The following is a 22,840-nucleotide window of genomic DNA, read 5'->3' on the forward strand; positions in this document are numbered from 1 at the left end:
TCGTGCCCGCGCGTCAGGGTGGCGTCAACTGCGCCTCGACCGGCTGCGCGTTGACGGTGGCCTGTACCCTGACGAACGATGCCGCGCGCGCGTCGAGCCTGAGCGGCCAGCGGCGCGTGCTGCCGGCGAGCGCATAGCCGAGCAGGCCGCGTGCGACCTCGTGAGTGGCGCCTTGCGCGTCGACCAGCCGGACCGCGGAAAGCTGCGCCCGCCGTCCGCCGCGATTGTCGACCGCGAGCCGCAGGCCCTGCGCGTCGCGTTCGACGCGCCACGCGAGACGCGGCGGCGCCGGCATCCCGGGCGGCTCGACGAACACGGGCACCGAATAGCGCAGCCGGATCGTGATGCCGTTTTCGACCGGGGTGCCGGGCGCGGGCAGTTCATCGATCAGGACGCGATAGCTTTCCTCGGCTGCCGGCGCGTCGAGGGCCGTGCGCACGAGCCGGATCAGCTGCCCGGCGTTCGCGCCGATCTGCAGCAGCGGTGGCGATGCGGCCAGCGCGTCGGTCGGCGTCATCACGTCGTCGCCGTTTTCCTGCGTCCAGCGGTACGTGCGGACCTGGCCGTAGATCGGCCGTCCGCCGGGATTGTCGAGCATGACGCTGGCCGCGGCGGCCGACGGCGGCAGCTCGATCGTCACGGGCGTGATCTGCAGCGTGGCCGCAGATACGGCCGCCGCCGACGTGGCCCACAGCGCGGCGACCGCGCGCGGAAGGAACGCCACGGGGCGTCAGAAGTAGACGGTGGCGGTGACACTCGCCTGATAGGTGTCGGGCTTCGGTGTCGCCTGCGCCGGCACCTGGCCATACACGTTCAGCGTCTGTGCGGAACCGGTCCCGGTGCCGCCGACCGTGTCCGTTCCCTGCGTGTTGCCCCAGACCGTGGCGTGGCTCGAATCCTGGTAGATCTGGTAGCCGACCGTCGTGCTCGTGTTGCCGCTCGCGGTGCCGGCCATCAGCCGGCTGGCGACCGTCGAGCCCGTGACGGCGCCCGCATCGAGCCCGACGTTGTACGGCGTCGAGTTCGTACAGGTGACGGACAGGGTGGTCTGCTGGCTGATCGTCGACGCGAGCACGCCGGTCGTGCCGAATGCGAGCGGGTTGGCGGCGATCGTGCAGTTCGCCTGGATCGTCAGCGTGACGTTGAACTGGGCGGTGGCGTTGCCGTTCGAGTAGGTGGCGGCGACGGTAACGGGTTGCAGCGCCGGTGCGAATGCGAAGGCGGTCGCGAGCGCGGTGGAAAGGACACGACGTCGGGTAGCGTTCATTGTGGTTATCTCCAGCCGTTCAAGGGATGTCGCCCGGCTCGCGGGTGGCCTCCCGCGTTGTGCCTGCCGTGCCGACGGAACAGCGCTGTCGTTGAAGGAAGACTACTCCACGCTTTCGGGCGCCGGCAATGGTGAAAACGCCGACGCGGCAGGTTTTGTGCCGGATTCCTGATAGATTGCTGTGGGCGGCTTGACCTGGATCAAGAATCGGCGCGAACGACGCGGTACGCGGCCGGCTACCATCGAGGGGCGCGTGGCCTGGCGACGGTTGTCGCGGGGCGAGCGTGCTTACGGGGAAAACCATGGCGGATGAGCGATTCGACGCGGCGCGCGGCTGGCTGCGCATGCTGTCGTGCCTGCTGCTGGTCGTGGCGCTTGGCGCGCCGTGGGCGTCGGCACGCGCGGATTCCTGTTCGGTCACGCCACCGGCGCCGAGCTTCGGCTCCGTCAGCCCGATCCGGCTGCTGGCCGTCACGACCACCAGCACGATGACCGTCAACTGCACGTGGGATGCGCTGAGCCTGAACACGGGCGTGCTCGTCTGCGTGAACCTCGGCGGCACGAGCCCGCGCTACCTGAGCAACGGGACGAACCAGATGCAGTACGACCTGTACCAGGATTCCGGCTATTCGCAGGCGTGGGGTTCCGTCAGCGCCGGCACCACGCCGATCTCCGTTACGTTGCAGAAACCATTGCTCGGCACCAGCGCGAGCGCGAACATCACCGTCTATGGCCGCGTCACGGCCAACCAGCCGACCGTGCCGACCGTGAACAACAGCAGCACGGTCTACACGCAGAGCTTCAGCGGCAACCAGGCGACGTACAGCCAGAGCTTTTCGCTGCTCAGCATCCTGCCGACGCTGACGTGCGCGGCGCAGTCGGCGGCCGGCACGGTGAGCTTCTCCGCCACGGCCACGGTCACCAACGACTGCATCATCACCGCCACCGGCGTCGCGTTTCCGGCCACCGGCGTACTGACGTCTCCGTTGGCGGCGGCCGGGTCGATCAACGCGCGCTGCACGAACGGCGACGCGTTCCAGATTGCGCTGAACGGCGGCGGCAGCGGCAACGTCGCCGCGCGCACAATGTCGCGCGCGGGCGGCGGCGGGTCGGTCGGCTATCAGCTTTACAAGGACGGTGGCTACACGACGCCGTGGGGCGACGGCACCGGCGGCACGGCGATGGCGACGGGGGCGGGCAGCGGACTTAGCCAGACGATCCCCGTGTACGGGCGCGTGCCCGCGCAGACAACCCCCGCGCCGGGCAACTACAGCGACACGATTACCGCAACGATCAGCTTCTGAGTGGCGTCAGTCGCGCACCAGCACGACCAGCTTCAGGTCCTCGCGGTGCGCGGGCTTCAGCGTGATCTGCTGGTACACGAGGCGGCCGTCGGCCGGATGGTCGAATTCGCGCAGGCCGCCTTCGCGCTCGAATACGTCCTGCGATGCCCAGTACTGCGCGAAAGCGTCGCTGCCGGCGGTCAACGCGTCGATCAGTGCGCGCGTCGGCGCATCGGTCAGGTGACGGATCGAATCGGCGCGGAATTCGGCCGCGAGCCGCCGCGCGCGGGTTTCCCAGTCGACGATCAGCGTGCGTGCGGCCGGCGACATGAATGTGAAGCGCAGCAGGTTGCGGTCGTGCTCGCCGTCGAGCCAGCCTGAAAAGAGCGCGGCGGCCGGCGCGTTCCAGGCGAGGGCGTTCCATTGCCGGTCGAGCACGTACGCGGGCGTCGCGATGGCCGCGACGGTCGCGGCGAGCGTTGGCGGCAGGTCGCCGCCCGCGACGTCGGGCTCGGCCGGGTCGCGCTGCGCGGCCAGCTCGAACAGATACGCGCGCTCGGCCTTCGACAGTTGCAGCGCGACGGCGATCCGCGCGAGCGCGTCGGCCGACGCCGACACCGGGCGGCCCTGTTCGATCCACGTGTACCAGGTCGGGCTGACGCCGCACAGTTGCGCGACTTCCTCGCGCCGCAGCCCCGGCGTGCGGCGGCGCGGGCCGGGCGGCAGGCCGACGGCCTGCGGCGACAGCCGCTCGCGGTGGGCGCGGATGAATTCGCCGAGTGCGCGGGCGGGCGAGGCGTCGAGCGGCGGGACGGGAGAGGAGGACGGGTGGTTCATGCGGAAACGGCGAAATGGAAACGGGGGCGCGGCAACGGTCAGGCAGGTGTATCGAATACCAGAATAACTGCTTAACTTGTACCGGTACAAACGCAGGCCTATTGTAGCGGCTCGCGCGCTGGCAGGGCAGCGCGCGTCCCACAAAACGCGTTGCATGGGGCCGGAGCAGAGGCTGAGGCGTCTGTCGCACCGGCAACGGTACAAAGGAGCGAACGATGAAACACCACGACCAGGTCGCCGACGCATTCGGCACGACGGCCGCCGCCTATCTGACGAGCACGGTCCACGCGACGGGTGCCGATCTGCAGACGCTCGCGGACGCGGTGCGCGCGACGCCCGACGCCGCGGTGCTCGATCTCGGCTGCGGCGCGGGCCATGCGAGCTTCGCCGTCGCGCCGCACGTGCGCGACGTGGTCGCCTACGATCTCGCCGCGCCGATGCTCGCGACGGTCGACGCCGCCGCGCGCGAACGCGGGCTCGCGAACATCCGTACGCAGCAGGGGCCGGCCGAGCAACTGCCGTTCGACACGGCGACGTTCGACTGGGTCGTGAGCCGGATGAGCGCGCACCACTGGCACGACATGCGCGCGGCGCTCGCCGAGGTGCGCCGCGTGCTGAAACCGGGCGGCCGCGTGTTGATGATCGATATCGCCGGCAACGATCATCCGCTTCTCGATACGTACCTGCAGGCCGCGGAGGTGCTGCGCGATGCGTCGCACGTGCGCGACTACCGGGCGGACGAATGGCTCGCGATGTTCCGCGAAGCCGGCTTCGACGCGCACGTGCACAGCCGCTGGCGGCTGCCGATCGATTTCGATACGTGGGTCGCGCGCATCCGCACGCCGGCCGACAGCGTCACCGGCATTCGCGCACTGTGGGCGCATGCGCCGGACGAGGTGCGCGGCTACTACGCGGTGCAGCCCGACGGTTCGTTCGAACACGACGCGTTGCTGATCGACGCGCACTGAGCGCGAGGTGCGCCGCTGCTGTTTCGCCGGCGCATGAAAAAAGCCGCGATACGCATCATCGCGTATCGCGGCTTTCAGGACGTCAGTCGGCGCGGCATCCCACCGCGCCGCAGGCGGATCAGCCCGTGTTGCGCAGGCCGGCCGCGATCCCGTTGATCGTCAGGTGAATCCCGCGGCGCAGCCGCGCGTTCGTGTCGCCCGCGCGGTGGCGCTTGATCAGCTCGACCTGCAGGTGGTTCAGCGGATCGAGATACGGGAAGCGGTTCTTGATCGAGCGCGCGAGCAGCGGGTTGGTCGCGAGGCGGCCTTCGTGCCCGGTGATTTCGGCCAGCGCCTGCGACGTGCGCTCCCATTCCGCGACGATCCGCTCGAACACGTGCTTGCGCAGCTTGCGGTCGGAAACGAGCTGCGCGTAGCGCGACGCGACCGCGAGGTCGGTCTTCGCGAGCACCATGTCCATGTTCGACAGCAGGTTCGAGAAGAACGGCCAGGTCTTGTTCATCTTCTTCAGCAGCGCGACACGCTTCGTGCGCTCGGCGTCGTCCTGCGCGCCGTCGAGATACGCGCTCACCGCGCTGCCGAAGCCGTACCAGCCCGTCAGCAGCAGCCGGCACTGACCCCACGAGAAGCCCCACGGAATCGCGCGCAGGTCCTCGATCTTGCGCTGCTTCGGATCCTGCAGCTTGCGCGAAGCCGGGCGGCTGCCGATGTTCAGCTCGGCGATCTCGGTGATCGGCGTCGACGAGAAGAAGTAGTCGGTGAAGCCCGGGGTTTCATAGACGAGCGCGCGGTACGCGGCCATCGCCGAATCGGACAGCGTCTGCATCGCGGCCTCGAACGCCGGCAACTGCGCGGGCGCATTGTTCTGCGGCAGGAGCGTGGCTTCGAGCGTCGCGGCGACGACCGTCTCGAGGTTGCGGCGGCCGATCTCCGGGTTCGCAAACTTGCTCGCGATCACCTCCCCCTGTTCGGTCAGGCGGATCTGGCCGTTCACGGTGCCGGGCGGCTGCGACAGGATCGCCTGGTAGGTCGGGCCGCCGCCGCGGCCGACCGTGCCGCCGCGGCCGTGGAACAGCCGCAGCGTGATCTTGCGGTCGCGGAACAGGTCGACGAGCGCGAGCTCAGCACGATACAGCTCCCAGTTCGACGTCAGGAAGCCGCCGTCCTTGTTGCTGTCCGAATAGCCGAGCATCACTTCCTGCTCGGCGCCCTGGTGTGCGATCAGCGCGTCGATGCCCGGCAGTGCGAAGTACTCGCGCATGATGCGCGCGGCGTCGCGCAGGTCGGGAATCGTCTCGAACAGCGGGATCACCATCAGGCTGTTCTTCGCATCGCCGCCCGGGACGCCGAGCGCGCCTTCGAGCAGGCCCGTCTCCTTCTGCAGCAGCAGCACCTCGACGAGGTCGCTGACGGTTTCCGTATGCGAAATGATGTAGTTGCGTACCGCACGTGCGCCGAATTGCGCGCGGACTTCGCGCGCCTTCTCGAACACGCCGAGCTCGCTCTGCGCGAGCGCCGAGTATTCGAAATACGGCGAGCGCAGCGGACGCGGATCGGCGAGCGCCGCGAGCAGCACGCGCAGCTTGTCTTCCTCGGCGAGCGCCGCGTAGTCGGCCTCGACGCCCGCGCGGGCGAACAGTTCGGCGACCACGGCTTCGTGGATGTCGGAGCTCTGGCGCAGGTCGATGCTCGCCAGGTGGAAGCCGAACACTTCGGCCGCGCGCACGAGCGGCGCGAGGCGCGGCGCGGCGAGCGACGTGCCGTGGTGTTCGTCGAGCGACGCGGTCAGCACCTTCAGGTCGGCGACGAACGCTTCGGAATCCGCGTACGGGATCGCACGCACGGGCGGCGCGCCGCGGCCTGCGCTGCGCACCGGCACCGTGCCTTCGCCGAGCCGCACGCGTGCGCTCGCGGCGAGGCGCGTGTAGATGCCGATCAGCGCGCGGCGATACGGTTCGTCGACGCGGTGCGGCGACTGGTCGGGGGAGGCTGCCGCGAGCGCCTTCACGGCGTCGTTCGCACCGACGAGCAGGTTCGACACCGACAGCTCGGCGCCGAGCTTGTGCACCTGTTCCAGATAGTGCTCGAGGATCACCGCGGCCTGGCGGTTGATCGCCTCGTCGAGCGTCGGCGCGGTCACGTTCGGGTTGCCGTCACGGTCGCCGCCGATCCAGCTGCCCATCTGGAAGAACGCGGGTACGCGCGCGGACAGGCCGTGCTCGGCGAGCGCGGCCTCGATGTCGCCGTACAGCGCGGGCAGTTCGTCGAGGAACGTCGCGCGGTAGTACGACAGCGCGTTCTCGATCTCGTCGCCGACCGTCAGGCGCGAGTCGCGCAGCATGCGGGTCTGCCACAGCGCGGTGACGCGCGCCCGCAGCATCGATTCGTTGTGCTGGCGCTCACGGCTCGTCAGTTCCTGGTCGCGTTCGGCGAGCAGGCGCGCGATGTCGTGCTGGGCGTCGAGGATGCTCTTGCGCTGCACTTCGGTCGGGTGCGCGGTCAGCACCGGCACGATCAGCGCATCGTCGAAGAAGCGCTGCAGCAGGCGCTTCGACGCGTTGCCGGTCGTCTTCAGTTGTTCGAGCGCGTACGCGACCGTGCCGGGCTGCGACGCGGAGCCGGCCAGCGCATGGATGCGGCGACGTCGGTTGTGGTGGCGGTCTTCCGCGATGTTCGCGAGATGCGAGAAATAGCTGAACGCGCGCACGACGCTCACCGTCTGCTCCGGCGTCAGCTTGCGCAGCTTCTTCTCGAGCGTCTGCGCGGCTTCGCTGTCGTCCTCGCGGCGGAACTTGACCGCGGTCTGGCGGATCGTCTCGACGACGTCGAACACGGTATCGCCTTCCTGCTCGCGCACGACGTCGCCGAGCAGGCGGCCGAGGAAGCGGATGTCTTCGAACAGCGGGCCGTCCTTGTCCTCGCGCGTGCGCGTGCCGGACTTCGGCGCACCGGCCGTGCGGGCCGCGGTGCGGGCAGCCGGGCCGGCGGCTTTCGTCGCGCGTTTTGTCTGACGTATCGGGTCTTTCGGTTTCGTTGCCGTTTTCGCACGGCCGTTCGCGGCGGTGGCGACGGTGTCCGTCGAGGCGTCGGAGGAGGACAGGGCAGCATTGCGGCGCGCCGTACGCGCCGATCCGGAAGACTTCACGATGGGTTTCCTTGGGAAAGCTCGAGTCAAAAGGAACTGCGGAAACTGCGAAACTGCGGTCAAGCAACCAGCTACGTGCGGCACATCCGCGCATCGGCGCCGCGACCCGCTCGGCGGCAGGCCGGGCGCAGGCTCCAGGCCCGGGCGGGCAGGGGCGTGCGTGCTACCATTGTTCGATCTTCAATCCCGTCCTTCGATGTTCCAGCAATGAATTCCGAGACCCCCGCGGCCGGGCCGCAACAGGCACAGTCGCCCGCGACGTTGACGATTGCTTCGCGCGAGAGCCGCCTGGCGATGTGGCAAGCCGAACATGTGCGTGATGCGCTGCGCAAATTATATCCAGCTTGTGACGTGAAAATCCTCGGGATGACGACGCGCGGCGACCAGATTCTCGATCGCACGCTGTCGAAAGTCGGCGGCAAGGGCCTGTTCGTGAAGGAACTGGAGGCCGCGCTGGCCGACGGCCGCGCCGATCTCGCCGTGCATTCGCTGAAGGACGTGCCGATGGCGCTGCCCGACGGCTTCTCGCTCGCCGCGATCATGGAACGCGAAGATCCGCGCGATGCATTCGTGTCGAACGACTACGCGTCGCTCGACGCGCTGCCGGCCGGCGCCGTGGTCGGTACGTCGAGCCTGCGCCGCGAGGCGATGCTGCGCTCGCGCTACCCGCACCTGGACGTGCTGCCGCTGCGCGGCAACCTCGACACGCGCCTCGCGAAGCTCGATCGCGGCGACTACGCGGCGATCATCCTCGCGGCCGCCGGCCTGAAGCGCCTCGGCCTGGAAGCGCGCATTCGCACGGTGATCGACGTCGAAGCCAGCCCGCCCGCGGCCGGCCAGGGCGCGCTCGGCATCGAGATCGCATCGCACCGCGACGACGTCGCCGCCTGGCTCGCACCGCTGCACGACCCGCAGACCGCGCTCGCGGTCGAGGCCGAGCGGATGGTGTCGCGCGCGCTCGGCGGCAGCTGCGAGGTGCCGCTCGCCGCGCACGCGGTGTGGCGCGCGGGCGAACTGTACCTGACGGGCCGTGTGTCGACGACCGACGGCAAGCGCGTGCTGACGGCCGAGGAGTGCGGGGCAGTCATGACCGTCGCCGATGCGCTCGCGCTCGGCCGCGCCGTGTCCGACGAGCTCGAGGCGCAAGGCGCGCTCGACATCGTCCGGGCGCTGCTCGCGGGCTCGCAGGCCGCCGGCAAGGGCGACGCCTGATGGCGGGCGGCGCGCGCGCGTTCACCGCTGTCCTGACGCGCCCGGACGGCCAGTCCGGCGCGCTCGCGTCGCAACTGGCCGAGGCCGGCTGCGACGTGCTCGAATTCCCGTTGATCGACATCGCGCCGGTCGACGATCCCGCGCCGCTCGACGCGGCATTCGCGGCGCTCGCCGACTACGCGCTGGTGATTTTCGTCTCGCCGAACGCGATCGACCGCGCGCTCGCGCAGTACGGCGCGATCTGGCCGAACGCGCTGCCGGTCGGCGTGGTCGGGCCCGGCAGCGTGGCGGCGCTCGAGCGTCACGGGATCGCGGCGCCCGCGCATCGCGTGATCGCGCCGCAGGCGCCGGCCGACGGCGGCGTACCCCATTACGATTCGGAAAGCCTGTTCGCGTGCATCGAGGCCGCGTTCGGCGGCGCCCAGGCGCTGGCGGGCAAGCGCGTGCTGATCGTGCGCGGCGACGGCGGTCGCGAATGGCTCGCCGAACGATTGCGCGAGGCCGGCGCGGACGTCACGCTCGCCGCCGCCTACCGGCGCGTCGTGCCCGAGCCGCGTGTCGGCGCGTGGGAGCGCGTGCATGCGCTGCTTCACGGCGAACCGCATGCGTGGCTCGTCACGAGCTCGGAAGGCGTGCGCAACCTGCACGAACTCGCGCGGGCGCACCTGAACGATGCCGAGATCGACGCGCTGAAGCACGCGCCGCTCGTGACGCCGCATCCGCGGATCGAGCAGACCGCGCGTTCATTGGGTTTTGATAGGATTACGCTGACCGGCGCGGGCGATGAGCGCATCGTCCGCGCGTTTCGAACGATGGCCGAGGAGGCCGTCCAACCGGCGACAGCCGCACCGGTGACTAAACGCATGACAGATACCAACGATTCCAAAAGCGTCGCTTCCCAGCCGGCCGTTGCATCCGCACCGCCGTCCCGCCCTGCCTACATGGGCGCCGAACCACCCGCGCGCCGCGGCGGCAGCGCGGTGCTGTGGTTCGTCGTCGTCGTGCTCGGCTGCGCGGCGGGCGTCGGCGGCTACGCACTGAACCGCAAGATCGACCGGCTCGACGGCACGTTCGTCACGCGCCAGAAGGCGCTGGATGCGCAGACGGCCGAGACGCGCATGAAGACCGAGCAAGCGCTCGCGAGCACGCACCAGGTCGACACGCAGCTTGCGCAGCTCGACGGCAAGCTCGCCGACGCGCAGAGCGCACAGCAGGCGCTGCAGCAGCAATACCAGGATCTGTCGCGCAACCGCGATGCGTGGATGCTCGAGGAAGTCGACCAGATGCTGTCGAGCGCGAGCCAGCAGCTTCAGCTGACCGGCAACACGCAGCTCGCGCTGATCGCGCTGCAGAACGCCGACGCGCGCCTCGCAACGTCGCAGAGCGCGCAGGCCGTCACGGTCCGCAAGGCGCTCGCGCTGGACATCGAGAAGCTGAAGGCCGCACCGGCGGCCGACCTCACGGGCCTGGCGATCAAGCTCGACGATGCGATCGCGAAGATCGACGCGCTGCCGCTGTCCGGCGAGGCGATCGTCCCGCACGAGGCGCCGAAGGCCGCGCCGGCCGACACCGCGTCGTCGGCCGTGGCCGGCGAGCCGCGCTGGAAGGTGTGGTGGCACGACTTCTCGGCCGGCCTCGGCCAGCAGTTGAAGGGGCTCGTGCAGGTGCGCCGCATCGACAACGCGGATGCGATGCTCGCGTCGCCCGACCAGGGCTACTTCGTGCGCGAGAACGTGAAGCTGCGCCTGCTGACTGCCCGCCTGTCGCTGCTCGCGCGCAACGACAGCGCGATGAAGGCCGACCTGCACGCCGCACAGGCGTCGCTCGGGAAGTATTTCGACCAGGCATCGAAGGACACGCAGACCGTCGAGGATCTGCTCAAGCAGGTTGACGGCGCATCGCTGACGGTTGCGGTGCCGAACCTGAACACGAGCCTGAACGCCGTTCAGCAGTTCAAGAGCCGGGGGTAACGATGACGCTTCGAGGAATCGTCTGGCTCGCGGTCCTGTTCGCGATCGCCGCGGCGCTCGCCACCGTCGGCCGTTTCGACGCGGGGCAGGTACTGCTCGTCTATCCGCCGTACCGGATCGACGTGTCGCTGAACTTGTTCGTGATCGCCATCGTCGTGCTGTTCATCGTCGTGTATGCGCTGCTGCGCATCGTGCGCAACATCTGGCGCATGCCGCAGCGGGTCGCCGCGTATCGGGCGCGCTCGCGCAACGAGAAGGCACAGGCATCGCTGCGCGACGCGATCGCGAACCTGTATGCGGGCCGCTTCTCGCGCGCGGAGAAGGCCGCGCGTGAAGCGCTGTCGGTCGATGCGAACCTGGGCGCCGCGAGTCTCGTCGGGGCCACCGCCGCGCACCGGATGCACGAGTACACGCGCCGCGACGACTGGCTGTCGAAGGTCGACGCGCCGGAATGGCAGGACGCACGGCTGCTCGCCGCGGCCGACATGCGCGCGGATGCGCGTGATGCCGACGGCGCGCTTGCCGCGCTGGCCGACCTGCAGGCGGGCGGCAAGCGCATCCATGCGCAGCACGTCGCGCTGCGCGCGCAGCAGCAGTTGAAGAACTGGGCCGAGGTGCTGAAGCTCGCGAAAGCGCTCGAGAAGCGCGAGGCGCTGCATCCGGCGGCGGCCGTGCGGCTGCGCCAGCAGGCCGCGGAAAACCTGCTGCGCGAACGCCGGCACGACCCGGACGCGCTGCTCGAGGTGTGGCAGTCGCTGTCGCCGGCCGAGCGCCAGTCGCCGCGTCTCGCCGACCTCGCCGCCGATCTGCTCGTCCCGCTCGAGCGCCGCAACGAAGCGCGCCGCATCGTCGAGGACGCGCTCGCGCACAACTGGGATGCGCGCCTGCTGCGCCGTTATCCGGATACGGCCGGCGCCGATGCGCTGCCGCTGATCCAGAAGGCGGAAGGGTGGAAGAAGGATCACCCGGAGGATGCCGACCTGCTGTTCGCGCTCGGTCGCCTGTGCCAGCAGCAGCAGCTGTGGGGCAAGGCGCAGTCGTTCCTCGAATCGGCACTGAAGCTGGCCGACAACGAGGCGCTGAAGGTGCGTGCGCATCGCGCGCTCGCGCGGCTGTTCGAGCATCTTGGCGAAACCGACAAGGCTGCGAAGCACTACCGCGAAAGCGCGCTCGCGATTACCGTGGTCTGACGCGCTGACGCGCTGACGCGCTGCGGCGCAAACCAGCCCCGAACGCCTGGCGGCCTTCGGGGCTTTTTTTCGTCGATCGCGACGCAGCGGGCGCGCGCGGTGCGTTACGCGCCGAGCCTGCGCAGCAGGTCGTCCTCGCTCGCGACGAACCACACCGATTGCCCACGATTGGACTCGCGAACGAGCGCGCGGAGCGCTTCGCTGCGCGCGAGCCAGCGGTCAATATCACCGACCACGCCGAGCCGGACGCCGTAGTTGACGAGTTTCTGCAGCACCGCGCCCGCCAGCCCGCTATCGAGCCGGTAGAAATCCTCGTGCAGCGCGTTGGCGGGCACCGCGACCCAATCGGCCTCATGCTCGTGCGCGAGCGCGACGAGATCGAGCGCATCGCTTTCGCGCTGAACCAGGCCAGCGGCGGGATCGCGGACCAGCACACGGTGGCCGGCTGCCTGGACGATTCGGTGGAGCATGCGGGTTGGCTCCCTGCGTTACTTGTCGACCAGCCGCTTCGGCACCGACAGCGCCAGCAGTCCACCGAGCACGAGGAACCCGGCGAGCATGTACATGCCCGAATCGTTGGCGCCCGTTACCTGCTTGAGCCAGCCCATCATGTACGGGCTGAGGAAGCCGGCGAGGTTGCCGATCGAGTTGATCATCGCGATGCCGGCCGCGGCCGCCGTGCCGCCGAGGAAAGCGGTCGGCAGGCTCCAGAACAGCGGCAACGTCGTCAGGATGCCGATCGTCGCGAGCGTGAGGCCGAGCATCGCGAGCGCGGTCTGGTGCGCCCAGATCACCGACAGCACGAGCCCGAGCGCGCCGATCGCGGCCGGAATCGCGACGTGCCAGCGGCGCTCGCGGTGCCGGTCCGCGCTGCGTGCGATCAGGATCATCGCGACCACGGCGGCCGCATACGGAATCGCCGACAGCAGGCCGATCATGAGCGTGTCGGTCACGCCCGTCGCCTTGATGATGGTCGGCAGCCAGAAGCCGACGCCGTAAAGCCCCATCACGAACGAGAAGTAGATCAGCGCCATCAGCCACACGCGCGGGCTGGCCATCACGGCGCCGAGCGGCGGGTCTTCCTTGGTGGCCTCTTCGGCAGCGACGTTGCGCGTGAGCAGCGCCTTTTCATCGTCGGTCAGCCAGTTCGCCTTCTCGATCCGCTCGTCCAGCTTGAGGAACACGACCACGCCGACCAGCACCGACGGGATACCCTCGAGCAGGAACAGCCATTGCCAGCCGTGCCACCCGCTGATGCCGTCGAACGCCTTCAGGATGAAGCCCGAGAGCGGCCCGCCGATCACGCCGGACAGCGCGACGGCCGTCATGAAGAACGTCGTCATCCGGCCGCGCCGGTGCGCGGGATACCAGTAGGTGAGGTAGAGGATCACGCCGGGGAAGAAGCCCGCCTCGGCGACGCCGAGCAGGAAGCGCATCACGTAGAACATCGTGGGTGTCGTGACGAACATCGTCAGGATCGAGATCACGCCCCACGTCGCCATGATCCGCGCGATCCACACGCGCGCGCCGACCCTGTGCAGGATGATGTTGCTCGGCACTTCGAAGAGGAAATAGCCGAAGAAGAAGATCCCGGCGCCGAGCCCGTAGACGGTGTCGCTGAGGTTCAGGTCGCTCGCCATCTGCAGCTTCGCGAACCCGACGTTCACGCGGTCGAGATACGCGACCACGTAGCACAGCAGCAGGAGCGGCACGAGCCGCCACGACACCTTGCGGTAGGTCGCTTCCTCGAATGCGCCGGACGAGCCCGGCAGCGACTGCGTCGATGTTGCCATGTTGTCTCCTGTCGATCAAAGTTAGCGCTTTAGCGGTTACTTGGATCCCATGCACCGCTGTCCTTGTAGTTGGCCGGGGAGGGCGCAGCGGCACCCGATCCGGTTTCGTGCGAAGCAATGCGTGGATGCCGTGCCGGCCGGCGAAACCCGGCGCGGCACGCAACAGCCCGGTGCGGCTAGATGCAGCGCCCGCCGTCGACTTCGAGACAAACGCCCGTGATGAATTCAGCTTCGTCGGAGGCAAGGTAAAGCGCCGCGTTCGCGATGTCCTGCGGCGTCGAGAAGCGGCCGAGCGGGATCGTCGCGAGGAACCGGCTGCGGTTCTCGGGGGTGTCCTCGCAGCCCATGAATTCGGTCATCAACGCCGTTTCGCCGAGCACGGGGTTGATGCAGTTCACGCGGATGCGGTCGGCGCCGAGCTCGGCCGCGAGCGACTTGCTTGCGGTGATCATCGCGCCCTTCGTGCTGTTGTACCAGACGAGGCCTGGCCGCGGCCGCACGCCGGCCGTCGACGCGACGTTCACGAACACGCCGCCGCCCCGTTCGCGGAAGTACGGCACGAAGGTCTGCACGCACCAGAACAGGCTCTTCATGTTGACCGCGTACACGCGGTCGAATTCGGCTTCCGTCACGTCGAGCACCGGCTTGTTGCGGTGCGTGGTGCCCGCGTTGTTCACGACGATCTGCACCGCGTGGAAATCGTCGAGCGACGCTTGCAGCAGCGCGTGCCAGTCGTCCTGCCTCGACACGTCGCCGGCCACCGCGATGGCCTTGCCGCCCGCGAGCGCGATCTCGCTCGCGACGCGCTCGGCTGCCGCGCCATTCAGGTCGTTGACGACGACGTTCGCGCCTTCGCGCGCATAGGTCTTCGCGATGCCTTCGCCGAATCCCGAGCCGCCGCCCGTGACGATTGCCGTCTTGCCGCTCAACCGCATGGTGTGTCTCCTGTGCTGGATATGAGTGTCGTCGTGCTTCGGCACGCAGCCCGGTGCTGCCGGCCGCGTGCCAAGTGCTGCATGCGGCGCGGTCAGCCGTGCCGGATCGCGATCGTCTTCAGCGTGGTGAAGCCGTACAGTGCCTCGAAGCCTTTCTCGCGGCCATGTCCCGAGTGGCCCACGCCGCCGAACGGCAGCTCGACGCCGCCGCCCGCGCCGTAGTTGTTGATGAACACCTGGCCCGCCCGCAGGCGCCGCGCGAGCCGCATCTGGCGTGCGCCGTCGCGCGTCCAGATGCCCGCGACGAGGCCGTACGGCGTGCCGTTCGCCAGCGCGACGGCTTCGTCCTCATCGACGAAACGCATCGCGGCGAGCACGGGGCCGAACACTTCCTCCTGCGCGAGCCGGTGCGACGGCGGCACGTCGCGCAGCAGCGCGGGCGCCTGGTAGAAGCCGCTTTCGGGCGCGTCGGCGACGACCTGCCCGTGCGCGGCCATCGGAATGCCGTCGTGCTGCGCGTCGGACAGGAAATCCCACACGCGCTGTTGCTGCTTCGCGTTGATCAGCGGGCCGCAGTCGAGGTCGGCGCGGCTCGGGCCGACGCGCAGCCCGTTGAACGCGGTGGCAAGCCGCTCGACGAGCGGCTCGTACACCGCGCGCTCGATCAGCACGCGGCTGCCGGCCGAACAGGTCTGCCCGCCGTTCTGCACGATCGCGGACACGAGCACGGGCAGCGCCGCTTCGAGATCGGCGTCGGCGAACACGATCTGCGGCGATTTGCCGCCGAGTTCGAGCGTGACGGGTACGTGGTTCTCGGCCGCCATCTGCGTGACCAGCTTGCCGGTGGCCGGCGATCCCGTGAACGAGATGTGGTCGATGCCGGGATGGCGTGCGAGCGCGGCGCCGGCTTCATGGCCGTAGCCGGTGACGATGTTCAGCGCACCGGCCGGCAGCCCGGCCTCGATGGCCAGCTCGGCGACGCGCAGCAACGACAGGCACGCATCCTCGGCCGGCTTGACGACGCAGGCGTTGCCGGCCGCGAGCGCGGCGCCGACGCTGCGCCCGAAGATCTGCATCGGGTAGTTCCACGGCACGATGTGGCCCGTGACGCCGTGCGGCTCGCGCACCGTCAGCACCGTGTAGCCGGCTTGATAGGGGAGGGTTTCGCCGTGCAGCTTGTCGGCGGCGCCTGCGTAGAACTCGAAGTAGCGCGCGAGCGCGGCTGCGTCGGCGCGCGCCTGTTTCAGCGGCTTGCCGGTGTCGCGCGCTTCGATCGCGGCGAGTTCCTCGATCGACGCGGCGACACGCGCCGACAGGCGCATCAGCACGCGGCCGCGCTCGGCGGCGCTGGCGGCGCCCCACGGGCCCGCGAATGCGTCGCGGGCCGCGGCGACCGCGCGCTCGATGTCGGGCGCCGTGCCGCGGGCGATCGACGCGAACGGCTGGCCGTCGGAGGGATCGACGACCGCGATGGTTTCCAGTTGCGCGGGCAGCGTCCATTCGCCCGCGATGAAGTGCTTCGCCTCTTCCATGCCAGCTCCTGTCGACCCGAGTTAGCGCTTTAGCGCTTACTCGGGTCCCATGCTTCGCGGTCGACCCGAGTTAGCGCTTTAGCGCTCACCCGGGTCCCATGCTTCGCGGTCGACCCGAGTTAGCGCTTTAGCGCTCACCCGGGTCCCATGCTTCGCGGTCGACCCGAGTTGGCGCTTCAGCGCTCACCCGGGTCCCATGCTTCACGGTCGCCCCGAGTTAGCGCCTCAGCGCTCACCCAGGCCCCATGTTTCGCGGTCGGCCGGCGATAGCGCTTCAACCGCCGACACCGATTCCACGTCACGCGGCCAATGGTTCAATGGCCGGGCATCCGGAACGATTATCGGCCGATCGTCATCCGGACGCCACCGGTCGATTGGCTATAATGGCGCATTCCCTTGCGGGACGCCTGCGGCGATGCATCGGCCGCGGCGCCCTGTCCCGAATTCCCATCGACCTACAGAGAGTGCTCATGAGCTTCAATCATGTTCCGGCCGGCAAGGACCTGCCGCAAGATTTCAACGTGATCATCGAGATTCCCGCGCAAAGCGATCCGGTGAAGTACGAGGCGGACAAGGAACTGGGCCTTCTCGTCGTCGACCGCTTCATCGGCACGGGCATGCGCTATCCGGTGAACTACGGCTACATCCCGCAGACGCTGTCGGGCGACGGCGATCCGGTCGACGTGCTCGTGATCACGCCGTTCCCGCTGCTGGCGGGCTCGATCGTGCGTTCGCGCGTGCTCGGCATGCTGCAGATGACCGACGAGTCGGGCGTCGACGCGAAGCTGGTCGCGGTGCCGCACGACAAGGTCTGCCCGATGACGGCCAACCTGAAGTCGATCGACGACGTGCCCGAGTACCTGAAGGACCAGATCAAGCACTTCTTCGAGCAATACAAGGCGCTCGAGAAGGGCAAGTGGGTGAAGGTCGAAGGCTGGGCCGGCATCGAAGCCGCGCACAAGGAAATCACCGACGGCGCAGCGAACTACAAGAAGTAAGCGGCGCACCGGCCGACGGCCGGTTCGTGCGAAACGCCAACCGCGCGTGTCTCCTCAGGAGGCCGCGCGGTTTTGTTTTGTGCGTTGGGGTCGCTTGCGTGCGGCGGCGGGTACGGCCGCGGGCGACGGGGCGGTGGACGGCGCGTCCTTCGTGCGCTTCGCGCGGCGAGGGACAACGGGAGCGGCTGGCGCTTCGGCGGCTTGGGTAGCAGCCGCGCGGCGGCGGGCCGGTGCGGGCGCGGCATCTTCGCGTCCGGTCGTGATGAGTTTGCCGCTGGCTGCAGGCGCCTTTCCTTTCGACGAAGCGGGTGCGGCCGGCTTGTCCTTTGTTACCGGTGTGCCGCGCGATGAAGTCTTTTTTGCGACCCCATCGTTGTCGGGCTTCTTGCGCTGTGCGACCGGGGCGGCTTTTGTCGCCTTGGGAGACTTGGCGGCTTTTGCAGGCTTGTCGACCTTTTCGGCTTTCCCGGCCTTTCCGGCCTTCTTCGGGCTTTTGCCCGTCTCGACCATCTTCTCCGCACGATCGACGTTCTTCGCCTTCTTCCGCCCGCGCGCACCAGCCTTCAACCCGGCCTCGTCACCGCTGGTATCGACGGCCACGACGGCCGGCAGCACCGACTCCAGCGTCCGCAACCCGGCCGCCAGTTCCCGCTTCTGCACCGCCGTGAGTTGCTTCACCCAGTACTCGGCGCGCGACGCGCTCGACCGGTCGGGCAGTGGAAACGACGCGAGCACCGCACGCGGCTTGCGCGAGCGCGTATAGCGCGCGCCCTTGCCGGAGGCGTGCTCGTCGAAGCGCGCGGCAACGTCGGTCGTGATGCCCGTATAGACGCTGTCGTCGGCGCATTCGATCAGATACAGAAACCAGGACATGGCAGGGCGGCAGGATGCGAAGCCGCCAGTGTCTCAGAAAAAGCGCCCGTCAACGCCACCGCTCGCCGTGCCCGTCGCGAAAGCGGCTCGGCGCCGCGCCGAGTTCGCGCGTGAAGAAGCGCGTGAACGCGCTCGTCGAACGGAAGCCGACCCGCGCGCCGATCTCGCCGATCGGCAATTGCGTATTCAGCAGCAGGTCGCGCGCTTCACCGAGCCGTGCCTGCGCGACGAGCGCGTGAAACCCGACCGCTTCGCGATGCAGCCGCCGGCGCAGTGTCCAGCGCGACATCGCGAAGCGCGCGCAGACGTGCTCCATCAGCGTGTCGGACGGCACGTCGGCGTCGTCGGACGTGCGCAGCCAGTCGCGCACGCATTGCTCGACCGACGCGCCGAACGTCGAGCGGGCGCGCACGCGCTCGCGCGCGGCGTCGGCCGCCTGACGCTGGATGTCCGCGAGCGGCGCGTTGTAGCACTCGAACGGCGTGTCGAAGCGCGCGGAGCGCAGCACGACGCGGTTGCATGCGGCATCGAACGACACCGTCGCGCCGAGGAGATCGCGCAACGCGGCCGTCGGCGCGAACGCGCGGCCCGCGAACCCGGCTTCGTCGATCCGCACGTGCGGATCGTACAGGCGCGCGAGCGCGACGAGGATCGCGAAATTTGCGAACGCGCTGCTGGCGGGCCTTCCGTCACCTTCGTTCACGTACTCGAGTGCGATCGCGTCGCCTGTCTCATGCGCGAAAAGCCAGTCGACGTTGCCGATCAGTTCGCGGTAGCGCAGGTAGCCGTGCAGCGCGTCGCGCAGCGTCGCGGCGTTGCAGGTGACGCCCGCGAGTTCGGGGAATGGTGCGAGCCACGGCACGACCTGCGGCGGCGGCCGATGCCAGGACAACGGCCAGTCGCTCATCAGCCGCATCGCGGCGACGTGCCGATCGCCGGGGATGCGCCGCGCGTCGTCGGCGAGATCGGCCGCGCCGATGCCGAGCGTCGCATACAGCGGCGCGACGTCGAAGCCGTTGCGGCGCATGTCGTCGAGCGCCTGTCGGTAGACCCGGACGGATACCGATTTCTGTCGTAACTCCATGTCTCTCTCCATGACCTTCGGGTTGCCCCCGCTGCGAGAGGTCAGGTACTGCTCCTGCCGGTCAAGCATGGTGACCGGTCGATTTTTTTAAACTGGGACGCTGGAGTGGGATGACAAGTACAACAGATCGATTCAGGCGGATCAATGAAAACTTCGCTGTTCCGGCGTTCGACGATGGCGTGCGCGTGGGCGATCGAGGCGGTGCCGGCGACGGTGACGCTCGCCGCGCACCGGGCCGAAGGGGGCGTGCGGCGAAGCCGGCCATCGTCGCATGCCGGGGCCCTTGATGACGTTACTGGCCGCCGCGCCGGAACGGATCGTGTTCGCGCAGCTCGTCGACGTACGCGTGGATATGCTCGGTCTCGCGTTCGAGAAAGCGTGCGACCGCGTCCGAGAACGCCGGGTGCGCGAGCCAGTGCGCGGAGTGCGTGACGGTCGGCAGGAAGCCGCGCGCGAGCTTGTGTTCGCCCTGTGCGCCGCCTTCGAACGTATCGAGTCCGGCCTCGATGCAGAATTCGAGCAACTGGTAGTAAGCCGTTTCGAAATGCAGGCAGGGCACGTGTTCGAGCGCGCCCCAATAGCGGCCATACAGCGCGCCGCCGCCGTTTTCGCCGCGCCGGTAGACGGCGAGCGCACTCGCGATCGGCTGCCCGCCGGCTTCCGCGATCACGAGCAGCAGGTTCTCGGGCATCGTCGCGCCGATCGTGCGGAAGAAGTCGAGATTCAGGTACGGGCTCGAATAGTGTTCGCGATAGGTCTGCCGGTAGCAGCGCGAGAAGAAACGCCAGTCGGCGTCGGTGATCTGGTCGCCGGTGAGCCGCCGGAACGTCACGCCCGCGTCGTGCACCTTGCGCCGCTCGGCACGGATGTTCTTGCGCTTCTTCTGCTCGAGCGTGCCGAGGAAATCGTCGAAGTGGCGGTAGCCGTCGTTGATCCAGTGGAACTGCACGCCTTCGCGCAGCATCATCCCCATCGATTCGAGGAGCGCCGCTTCGTCGCCGGTCGGGAACAGCACGTGCAGCGACGACACGTCGCTCTGCTCGGCGAACGCGAGCAGCGTGGCCGCGAGCCGGCGGCGCGCGTCGTCGTCGGCCGCGAGCAGGCGCGTGCCCTGCACCGGCGTGAACGGCACCGCGCACAGCAGCTTCGGGTAGTAGGGCAGGTCGTTGCGCTGGTACGCGTCGGCCCAGGCCCAGTCGAACACGTATTCGCCGTATGAATGCTGTTTCGCGTACACCGGCGCGGCGGCCGCGAGGCGGCCGGTGCGCTCGTCGGTCAGCGTGACGAAGTGCGGCGACCAGCCGGTATCGTCGACCGCGCAGCGCGCGACGTGCAGCGCGTCGAGGAATTCGTGGCGCAGGAAGGGCGTCGGCTGCGCGTCGCGGGCGAGCAGCGCGTTCCATTCTTCGGCCGGCACCTCCGCGGGGGACGACAGGATGCCCGTGCGATAATCGATGCGTTCGTGTTTCAAGCGTGAATCCGTACCGTTCTGTGTCGCCGGATGCGCGGGCCTGCGCGGCCTGCACCGGGACGATTTCGTCAGCCGTTCAGGGCGCGCCGCCGGGCTGCGCCGATCCCGCCATGAAGACCCGACTCGCTCTCGCCCAGATCAACGTCACCGTCGGCGACTTCGCCGGCAACGTCGCGCGAATCGTCGCGGCCGCCCGCGCCGCGCACAACGATGGTGCGCAGCTGATGGTCGCGCCGGAACTCGCGCTGTCCGGCTATCCGCCGGAAGACCTGCTGCTGCGGCCCGCGTTCTACGCGGCGGCCGCCGCGGCACTCGACGCGCTAGCCGACGCGTTGAAAGCATTCGACGGGCTCGCGGTGCTGGTCGGCCATCCGCTGCGCGGCGCGGGCGAAGGCGCGCACGCGCCAGCCGTCGATGGTAATGCAAACCGCCCGATCGAGCGCGGCGTGCCGCCCACCGATACCTATAACGCGGTTTCCCTGATCGTCGGCGGCGAGATCGTCGGCACCTACCGCAAGCAGGATCTGCCGAACGCCGAGGTGTTCGACGAGAAGCGCTACTTCGCGACCGACGCCGAGCCGCTCGTGTTCGAGCTGAACGGCGTGAAATACGGCGTGATCATCTGCGAGGATGCGTGGCACGCGTCGGCCGCGCAGATCGCGAAGGCGGCCGGCGCGCAGGTGCTGCTGATCCCGAACGGCTCGCCGTACCACATGAACAAGGAAGCGGTGCGCTTCGACATCCTGCGCGCACGGATTCGCGAAACCGGGTTGCCGATGGTGTACGTGAACCTCGTCGGCGGCCAGGACGAACTCGTGTTCGACGGCGGCTCGTTCGTGCTCGACGCGCAGGGCGCGCTCGTCGCGAAGATGCCGCAGTTCGACGAAGGGCACGCGATCGTCGAATTCGACGGCGCGCGGCCGCTGCCGGGCGCGATTGCGCCCGAGCTGTCGACGCACGCGCAGGTGTACCGCGCGCTCGTGACGGGCGTGCGCGACTACATCGGCAAGAACGGGTTTCCGGGCGTGCTGATCGGGCTGTCGGGCGGCGTCGATTCGGCGCTGGTGCTGGCCGTCGCATGCGATGCGCTCGGGCCCGAGCGCGTGCGCGCGGTGATGATGCCGTCGCGCTTCACGGCCGACATCTCGACCACCGATGCGGCGGAGATGGCGCGGCGCGTCGGCGTGCGCTACGACGAGATCGCGATCGCGCCGATGTTCGATGCGTTCCGCGCATCCCTCGCGGGCGAGTTCGCGGGCCGCGCGGAAGACGCGACGGAGGAGAACATCCAGGCGCGCATTCGCGGCACGCTGCTGATGGCGCTGTCGAACAAGTTCGGCTCGATCGTGCTGACGACCGGCAACAAGAGCGAGATGGCGGTCGGCTACTGCACGCTGTACGGCGACATGGCCGGCGGGTTCGCGGTGATCAAGGACATCGCGAAGACGCTCGTGTACCGGCTGTGCCGCTATCGCAACGAAACGGCCGACTACCCGCTGCGCGACGTGATCCCGGAGCGGATCCTCACGCGCGCGCCGTCGGCCGAGCTGCGCGAGAACCAGACCGACCAGGACAGCCTGCCGCCGTACGACGTGCTCGACGCGATCATGCGGATGTACATGGAAGAGGATCGGCCGCTCGCCGAGATCGTCGCGGCCGGTTATGCGCAGGCCGACGTCGAGCGCGTGACGCGGCTCATCAAGATCAACGAATACAAGCGCCGCCAGGCGCCGATCGGCATCCGCGTCACGCATCGCGCGTTCGGGCGCGACTGGCGCTACCCGATCACGTCACGGTTTACCGAACGGCTCGATTGAGCGGTGCTGGGCCGCGTGCGGCTCGCAGGCTTACAATCGGGGTCGCGATTTTGCATCCAAACGAGCATTGGGGGACAACCACCATGAAACGCATCACTGCCATCATCAAGCCGTTCAAGCTGGACGAAGTCCGCGAAGCGCTCGCCGAAGTGGGTCTCACGGGCCTGACCGTGACGGAAGTGAAGGGCTTCGGCCGCCAGAAGGGCCATACCGAGCTGTATCGCGGCGCCGAATACGTCGTCGACTTCCTGCCGAAGATGAAGATCGAGGTGGTCGTCGCGGAAGCGCAGGTCGACCAGGTGATCGACGCGGTGATCGGCGCGGCCCGCACCGGCAAGATCGGCGACGGCAAGATCTTCGTGTCGGATGTCGAGCGCGTGATCCGCATCCGCACCGGCGAAGAGAACGAAGCGGCCGTCTGAGCGCCGCCTTCGTCGAAGGCCGCACAAAGCCGGCCCGCCAATA

General features: G+C 68.8%; 19 protein-coding genes. 8 read left to right on the plus strand and 11 right to left on the minus strand.

What is annotated here, in order from left to right; translation table 11 throughout:
* Positions 1–13 precede the first annotated feature (13 nt).
* Both QZM35_RS34850 and QZM35_RS34855 read right to left on the minus strand, forming a co-directional pair.
* The gene (locus QZM35_RS34850; protein ID WP_089431566.1) at positions 14–724 is read right to left on the minus strand and encodes a molecular chaperone; all 711 of its coding nucleotides are present in this window, start codon (positions 722–724) and stop codon (positions 14–16) included.
* Positions 725–730: 6 nt separating this feature from the next.
* A complete protein-coding gene (locus QZM35_RS34855; RefSeq protein WP_089426090.1) occupies positions 731–1,267 on the minus strand; it encodes a spore coat U domain-containing protein in 537 nt (178 codons plus the stop codon).
* A 344-nt stretch (positions 1,268–1,611) separates the two neighbouring features.
* Between QZM35_RS34855 and QZM35_RS34860 the strand changes: the two genes are divergently transcribed.
* Positions 1,612–2,571, plus strand: coding sequence for a spore coat U domain-containing protein (locus QZM35_RS34860; protein WP_256976796.1), 960 nt, complete (start codon positions 1,612–1,614; stop codon positions 2,569–2,571).
* A gap of 6 nt (positions 2,572–2,577) precedes the next feature.
* On the opposite strand, the gene QZM35_RS34865 is transcribed toward QZM35_RS34860, so the two are convergent.
* Complete coding sequence (locus QZM35_RS34865; RefSeq protein ID WP_301777622.1) at positions 2,578–3,387, minus strand: helix-turn-helix transcriptional regulator; 810 nt, start codon at positions 3,385–3,387, stop codon at positions 2,578–2,580.
* 215 nt (positions 3,388–3,602) lie between these two features.
* On the opposite strand from QZM35_RS34865, the gene QZM35_RS34870 reads away from it, so the two are divergent.
* A complete protein-coding gene (locus tag QZM35_RS34870; RefSeq protein WP_175032251.1) occupies positions 3,603–4,355 on the plus strand; it encodes a class I SAM-dependent methyltransferase in 753 nt (250 codons plus the stop codon).
* A 118-nt stretch (positions 4,356–4,473) separates the two neighbouring features.
* On the opposite strand, the gene ppc is transcribed toward QZM35_RS34870, so the two are convergent.
* Positions 4,474–7,500, minus strand: a complete 3,027-nt coding sequence (ppc, locus tag QZM35_RS34875) for a phosphoenolpyruvate carboxylase (protein WP_089426086.1) — start codon at positions 7,498–7,500, stop codon at positions 4,474–4,476.
* 207 nt (positions 7,501–7,707) lie between these two features.
* On the opposite strand from ppc, the gene hemC reads away from it, so the two are divergent.
* The 3 genes from hemC to QZM35_RS34890 are packed head-to-tail and all read left to right on the plus strand — an operon-like array spanning position 7,708 to position 11,872.
* The gene (gene hemC, locus QZM35_RS34880; RefSeq protein ID WP_301777623.1) at positions 7,708–8,712 is read left to right on the plus strand and encodes a hydroxymethylbilane synthase; all 1,005 of its coding nucleotides are present in this window, start codon (positions 7,708–7,710) and stop codon (positions 8,710–8,712) included.
* Positions 8,712–10,682 (plus strand): fused uroporphyrinogen-III synthase HemD/membrane protein HemX, encoded by a 1,971-nt coding sequence (hemDX, locus tag QZM35_RS34885; protein ID WP_301777624.1) that lies wholly within the window; start codon positions 8,712–8,714, stop codon positions 10,680–10,682. Before hemC ends, hemDX begins: the two co-directional genes overlap by 1 nt.
* Before the next feature lie 2 nt (positions 10,683–10,684).
* The gene (locus QZM35_RS34890; protein WP_301777625.1) at positions 10,685–11,872 is read left to right on the plus strand and encodes a heme biosynthesis protein HemY; all 1,188 of its coding nucleotides are present in this window, start codon (positions 10,685–10,687) and stop codon (positions 11,870–11,872) included.
* Positions 11,873–11,976: 104 nt separating this feature from the next.
* Here QZM35_RS34890 and QZM35_RS34895 read toward each other — a convergent pair whose 3' ends face one another.
* The 4 genes from QZM35_RS34895 to QZM35_RS34910 all read right to left on the minus strand — a co-directional run bounded on the left by QZM35_RS34895 (position 11,977) and on the right by QZM35_RS34910 (position 16,132).
* Entirely contained in the window at positions 11,977–12,342 is a 366-nt protein-coding gene (locus QZM35_RS34895) for a DUF4180 domain-containing protein (protein WP_301777626.1), read from the minus strand.
* Between the two features lie 18 nt (positions 12,343–12,360).
* Positions 12,361–13,665, minus strand: coding sequence for an MFS transporter (locus QZM35_RS34900; RefSeq protein WP_089426081.1), 1,305 nt, complete (start codon positions 13,663–13,665; stop codon positions 12,361–12,363).
* 176 nt (positions 13,666–13,841) lie between these two features.
* Positions 13,842–14,600, minus strand: coding sequence for an SDR family oxidoreductase (locus QZM35_RS34905; protein ID WP_089426080.1), 759 nt, complete (start codon positions 14,598–14,600; stop codon positions 13,842–13,844).
* 92 nt (positions 14,601–14,692) lie between these two features.
* Positions 14,693–16,132: an aldehyde dehydrogenase family protein gene (locus tag QZM35_RS34910; protein ID WP_089426079.1), complete on the minus strand. Its 1,440-nt coding sequence runs from the start codon at positions 16,130–16,132 to the stop codon at positions 14,693–14,695.
* A 470-nt stretch (positions 16,133–16,602) separates the two neighbouring features.
* Between QZM35_RS34910 and ppa the strand changes: the two genes are divergently transcribed.
* A complete protein-coding gene (ppa, locus tag QZM35_RS34915) occupies positions 16,603–17,130 on the plus strand; it encodes an inorganic diphosphatase (RefSeq protein WP_011352863.1) in 528 nt (175 codons plus the stop codon).
* A 54-nt stretch (positions 17,131–17,184) separates the two neighbouring features.
* Here the strand turns inward: ppa and QZM35_RS34920 are convergent, their stop codons facing one another.
* The 3 genes from QZM35_RS34920 to QZM35_RS34930 all read right to left on the minus strand — a co-directional run bounded on the left by QZM35_RS34920 (position 17,185) and on the right by QZM35_RS34930 (position 20,558).
* Positions 17,185–18,003: a GIY-YIG nuclease family protein gene (locus QZM35_RS34920; protein ID WP_301777627.1), complete on the minus strand. Its 819-nt coding sequence runs from the start codon at positions 18,001–18,003 to the stop codon at positions 17,185–17,187.
* A gap of 49 nt (positions 18,004–18,052) precedes the next feature.
* On the minus strand, positions 18,053–19,087 hold the full coding sequence (locus QZM35_RS34925; protein WP_301777628.1) for an AraC family transcriptional regulator: 1,035 nt from the start codon (positions 19,085–19,087) through the stop codon (positions 18,053–18,055).
* Positions 19,088–19,379: 292 nt separating this feature from the next.
* The gene (locus tag QZM35_RS34930; protein WP_301777629.1) at positions 19,380–20,558 is read right to left on the minus strand and encodes a GNAT family N-acetyltransferase; all 1,179 of its coding nucleotides are present in this window, start codon (positions 20,556–20,558) and stop codon (positions 19,380–19,382) included.
* A 110-nt stretch (positions 20,559–20,668) separates the two neighbouring features.
* Between QZM35_RS34930 and QZM35_RS34935 the strand changes: the two genes are divergently transcribed.
* Together QZM35_RS34935 and QZM35_RS34940 are read left to right on the plus strand one after the other, a co-directional pair.
* Positions 20,669–22,375, plus strand: coding sequence for an NAD+ synthase (locus QZM35_RS34935; RefSeq protein WP_174976250.1), 1,707 nt, complete (start codon positions 20,669–20,671; stop codon positions 22,373–22,375).
* 83 nt (positions 22,376–22,458) lie between these two features.
* Positions 22,459–22,797 carry a P-II family nitrogen regulator gene (locus QZM35_RS34940; protein WP_006398637.1) on the plus strand — a complete coding sequence of 113 codons (339 nt, stop codon included), beginning with the start codon at positions 22,459–22,461 and terminating at the stop codon, positions 22,795–22,797.
* The last annotated feature ends 43 nt before the right edge of the window (positions 22,798–22,840 follow it).

The sequence above is a fragment of the Burkholderia sp. AU45274 genome (assembly GCF_030482505.1).
Taxonomy (GTDB): Bacteria; Pseudomonadota; Gammaproteobacteria; order Burkholderiales; family Burkholderiaceae; genus Burkholderia.

Excerpts from the sequence above, each read along its gene's own strand:
- QZM35_RS34855 (WP_089426090.1), bottom strand. The coding sequence starts at position 1,267 with ATGAACGCTACCCGACGTCGTGTCCTTTCCACCGCGCTCGCGACCGCC.
- QZM35_RS34860 (WP_256976796.1), top strand. The coding sequence starts at position 1,612 with ATGCTGTCGTGCCTGCTGCTGGTCGTGGCGCTTGGCGCGCCGTGGGCG.
- QZM35_RS34865 (WP_301777622.1), bottom strand. The coding sequence starts at position 3,387 with ATGAACCACCCGTCCTCCTCTCCCGTCCCGCCGCTCGACGCCTCGCCC.
- QZM35_RS34870 (WP_175032251.1), top strand. The coding sequence starts at position 3,603 with ATGAAACACCACGACCAGGTCGCCGACGCATTCGGCACGACGGCCGCC.
- hemC (WP_301777623.1), top strand. The coding sequence starts at position 7,708 with ATGAATTCCGAGACCCCCGCGGCCGGGCCGCAACAGGCACAGTCGCCC.
- hemDX (WP_301777624.1), top strand. The coding sequence starts at position 8,712 with ATGGCGGGCGGCGCGCGCGCGTTCACCGCTGTCCTGACGCGCCCGGAC.
- QZM35_RS34890 (WP_301777625.1), top strand. The coding sequence starts at position 10,685 with ATGACGCTTCGAGGAATCGTCTGGCTCGCGGTCCTGTTCGCGATCGCC.
- QZM35_RS34895 (WP_301777626.1), bottom strand. The coding sequence starts at position 12,342 with ATGCTCCACCGAATCGTCCAGGCAGCCGGCCACCGTGTGCTGGTCCGC.
- QZM35_RS34900 (WP_089426081.1), bottom strand. The coding sequence starts at position 13,665 with ATGGCAACATCGACGCAGTCGCTGCCGGGCTCGTCCGGCGCATTCGAG.
- QZM35_RS34905 (WP_089426080.1), bottom strand. The coding sequence starts at position 14,600 with ATGCGGTTGAGCGGCAAGACGGCAATCGTCACGGGCGGCGGCTCGGGA.
- QZM35_RS34910 (WP_089426079.1), bottom strand. The coding sequence starts at position 16,132 with ATGGAAGAGGCGAAGCACTTCATCGCGGGCGAATGGACGCTGCCCGCG.
- ppa (WP_011352863.1), top strand. The coding sequence starts at position 16,603 with ATGAGCTTCAATCATGTTCCGGCCGGCAAGGACCTGCCGCAAGATTTC.
- QZM35_RS34920 (WP_301777627.1), bottom strand. The coding sequence starts at position 18,003 with ATGTCCTGGTTTCTGTATCTGATCGAATGCGCCGACGACAGCGTCTAT.
- QZM35_RS34925 (WP_301777628.1), bottom strand. The coding sequence starts at position 19,087 with ATGGAGTTACGACAGAAATCGGTATCCGTCCGGGTCTACCGACAGGCG.
- QZM35_RS34935 (WP_174976250.1), top strand. The coding sequence starts at position 20,669 with ATGAAGACCCGACTCGCTCTCGCCCAGATCAACGTCACCGTCGGCGAC.
- QZM35_RS34940 (WP_006398637.1), top strand. The coding sequence starts at position 22,459 with ATGAAACGCATCACTGCCATCATCAAGCCGTTCAAGCTGGACGAAGTC.